Source organism: Bifidobacterium apri (genome assembly GCF_009299485.1).
GTDB lineage: Bacteria > Actinomycetota > Actinomycetes > Actinomycetales > Bifidobacteriaceae > Bifidobacterium > Bifidobacterium apri.
The window spans coordinates 1-1,580 of record NZ_WBSO01000036.1 but is presented as its reverse complement, the minus strand read 5'-3'; the positions used below and the strand labels follow the sequence as shown (position 1 = coordinate 1,580).

Genomic DNA, 1,580 nt, shown 5'->3' with positions numbered 1-1,580 from the left:
GGGGAGTGTCCCTATGTAATTTGTCAAGTGCGTCTGATGCGGGGGTGTGTCGTGTCTTGTCGTGGTCTGGGGGCGTGTGCGGGGGTTGTTTCGGTTCGTGGTGGTGTCGTTGTGGTGGTGTGGGTTCCGCCGGGTTGGTAGAGCGTGCCGTTGCGCAGCATGCTGTAGATGACGTTGCATCGTCTGCGTGCCAGGCACATGACCGCCGCGTTGTGGCGTTTGCCTTCGGCTCGTTTGCGGTCGTAGTAGGCGCGTGATTCGGGGTCCAGCCGGATGGCGACGAACGCGGTCTGGAACAGCGCGTTCTTCAGGCGTTTGTTCCCGCCCCTTGCCGGGCGTTCGCCGTGGATGGATGTGCCGGACTGGCGGGTGACGGGCGCGATGCCCGCGTATGCGGCGAGGTGGGCGGCGTCTTTGAACCGGCTGATGTCGCCGCCGATGGCGAGGAGTATCTGGCTTGCGGTCCTGGCCGCTATCCCCGGCATGCTGGTCAGGACCGTGAGAAGAGGGGCGTCGGCGAGCAGTTCCTCGACCTGCCGGGAGATGTCCGTGCGCCTGTCGCGCAGTCTTCTGATGTCGGAGGCGAGTTGGGGGATGAGGGATTCCGCCGCCCGCGTGCCGGGCACGGTGACGGTCTGCTCGGCGATGGCGTCGGCGACCGCGTCGGTGATCGCCGTGCCCTTGAGTCCGTGCCTTCGCGCGTATTCGCGGATACGCGCCGCGCCCGCCCGGCGCAGCCCGTCGGGGCCTTTGTAGTGTTCGAGCAGTCCCAGGGCGGTGTCGCTTTTGATGCGGTCGCCGGCCAGTGCGCGTTCGAGCGCGGGGTGCAGGTGCAGGAGCAGGCCGCGCAGCCGGTTGACCGTCCGGGTGAGTTCGTGCGCGGTGTCCTCGTCCCAGCCGGATAGCAGGCGGAGCGCGGCGATGGTCTCATCGTCGGGTTCGCAGTCCCGGAGCGTTTCGGGCATGCGCAGGGCGGTGGACGCGATGACGCGGGCGTCTCTGCGGTCGGTCTTCGAGCCGCCCGGCAGCAGCTGGGCGGCCTTGCGCATCGCGCCCCCGGGCAGGTATGCCGTGCGGGCGCCCATGTCCCTGGCGACGGTCAGCGGGAGCGAGCCTATCGTGTTGGGCTGGTCCACGATCACGAGGACCGTGCCCCTGCGTTGCAGTTTGGCGATGGTCCTGCGCAGCTGCTTTTCGTCCTGGTCGACCGGCGTGTCGAGGATGGTGTCGCCGTCGTGGTCGAGGGCGCATGCGTGATGCGAGCTCTTGCCTACGTCGAGGCCGAGCCAGACGTCGATGTCTCCGGGTTGCATGTTGGTCTCCCGTCTGTCGGTTCGTTCCGGCCGCCGCGTCCCTGTCGGGGGACGGTCATGACGCCCGGCGCCGGCATCCACATTACAAGGAGGCCTCATCCGCGTCCCGTTGCCGTTTTCCTTCGGATGGGTCGTGTCCCTATCAGCGGTCGGGGGCGTCCCGCGTGCGGCGGCAACACTCCCCGGATCATGAACGACAGGGCGATTCGGCCATACCACACTCGGCGACCGGGCCCCGCGGCGCGGGACCCACTAACCAATGTAATG

At 67.8% G+C, this 1,580-nt stretch carries 1 pseudogene; it reads right to left on the bottom strand.

What is annotated here, in order from left to right:
• Positions 1-131 precede the first annotated feature (131 nt).
• Positions 132-1,313: pseudogene (locus tag DSM100238_RS09210) on the bottom strand (IS110 family RNA-guided transposase); the annotation flags it as partial.
• Positions 1,314-1,580: the final 267 nt, after the last annotated feature.